Source organism: Falsiroseomonas oryziterrae (assembly GCF_021864505.1).
GTDB classification, from domain to species: domain Bacteria; phylum Pseudomonadota; class Alphaproteobacteria; order Acetobacterales; family Acetobacteraceae; genus Falsiroseomonas; species Falsiroseomonas oryziterrae.
The window spans coordinates 1-1,550 of the sequence record NZ_JAKJIB010000548.1; the positions used below are offsets into that span (position 1 = coordinate 1).

Here is a 1,550-nt window from a genome sequence, read left to right on the forward strand (position 1 = left end):
CGCGCTGGCGCGGCAGCGCGGCCTGCGGGCCCCGTTGCCGCCCGCCGAGGTCGCGGGCCTGCGGGGGGCCTGTCCGCCGGCGGAGGGGCGGGAGGCCGATCTGCTGGCGGCCCGTGCCCTGTTGGAGCGCCCGGAAGCCTTCGCCGCGGGGCGGCGGTCGGTTTCGCCTTGACCCAGGGCGGCGGCGGACTATGTTCCGCCGCTCCGCCGGGCCGGCCCTGTGCCAGCGCGGCCTTCTCGCTCGACTGCTGGAACCGCTCCCATGGCCAAGGCCAACACCATCCTGATCAAGCTCGTCAGCTCGGCTGACACGGGCTACTTCTACGTCACGAAGAAGAACGCCCGGACGGCGACCGGCAAGCTCGAGTTCAAGAAGTACGACCCGGTCGCGCGCAAGCACGTCGTCTTCCGCGAAGCCAAGATCAAGTAAGGCGCGGCCACCCGGCCACCTGCTCGGTCCCGACGCCCGCTCGTCCCGGGGGCGCGGTTGGTCCGGGCGGCGGGACGCGGCGCGGCGGGGATGCCGCGCCGGCGGTCAACCGTCGCCGGCGACCTCCACGCGGTTCCGGCCGTTGCGCTTGGCGAGGTAGAGGGCGGCATCGGCCGCCTCCAGCAACTGGTCGGCACCGAGCTCGCCGTCGCCGGCCACCGCGATGCCGATGCTGACGGTGACCGGAAGGGCGGCGCCGAGCACCGCGACGGGCTCGGCCGCGACGGCGTGCCGAAGCCGCTCCGCCACGAGGCGCGCATCCTCGGCGTTCGCGCCCGACATCACCACCATGAATTCCTCTCCGCCCCAGCGCGCCACCACGTCGGCGGCACGGAGATGCTCGCGCATCCGCGCCGCCAACTCGCGCAGGACGAGGTCGCCCGCGGCGTGGCCATGGGTGTCGTTCACCGCCTTGAAGTGGTCGGCGTCGATCAGCAGCGCGGCCGCGGCGCCGTGCCGCAGCACGCCTTCCAGATGGCGCCGGGCGTAGCGGCGGTTCCGCAGCCCGGTCAGCGGGTCGGTCACCGCCAGTTCGAGCGAGCGGTCCAGGTCGGCCCGCAGCCGCTCCTGGTAGCGCTTGCGGCGGATCTGATTGCGGACGCGCGCGCGCAGCTCGTTCGGATCGACCGGGCGCAGCACATGGTCGTTCGCGCCGAGGTCGAAGCCGCGCAGCACGAGGCCCTTCTGCGCCGTGTCGGCGACCAGGAGCACCGGGATGTCGCGGGTGATCGCCTCGGCCCGGAGCCGTGAGGCAAGCCGCAGCGCGTCCCCGCCTTCCAGCGAGAGGCTGAGCAGCACCACGTCGTGGATGCCTTCCAGGAGAGCCTGCCAGGCCACGCTCGGATCGGCGCAGCAGCTCACCTCGAGCCCGTCGAGCGCCAGCACCGCGCCGAGGGCGGCGCACTCGTCCTCGTCCTGGTCCACCACCAGCACGCGGGCGCCGGCGATCGCCGCCGCGGGGCTCGGCGGCGGCTCCACGCCGAGGTCGCGCGCGGTGTCGGCGCGCAGGCGCCAGGCGTCGAGCACCTGCTTGACGCGCAGCAGGGCGCGCAGGCGCGCG

At 74.6% G+C, this 1,550-nt stretch carries 2 protein-coding genes; one reads left to right on the plus strand and one right to left on the minus strand.

The genetic code is table 11. From position 1 onward, the window contains the following. The first annotated feature begins 262 nt into the window (after window positions 1–262). On the plus strand, window positions 263–430 hold the full coding sequence (rpmG, locus tag L2I40_RS23015) for a 50S ribosomal protein L33 (protein WP_237217687.1): 168 nt from the start codon (window positions 263–265) through the stop codon (window positions 428–430). A 105-nt stretch (window positions 431–535) separates the two neighbouring features. On the opposite strand, the gene L2I40_RS23020 is transcribed toward rpmG, so the two are convergent. Next, the coding region (locus tag L2I40_RS23020) for a diguanylate cyclase (protein ID WP_237217688.1) at window positions 536–1,550 on the minus strand (1,015 nt) is incomplete at its 5' end.

Excerpts from the sequence above, each read along its gene's own strand:
- rpmG (WP_237217687.1), top strand. The coding sequence starts at position 263 with ATGGCCAAGGCCAACACCATCCTGATCAAGCTCGTCAGCTCGGCTGAC.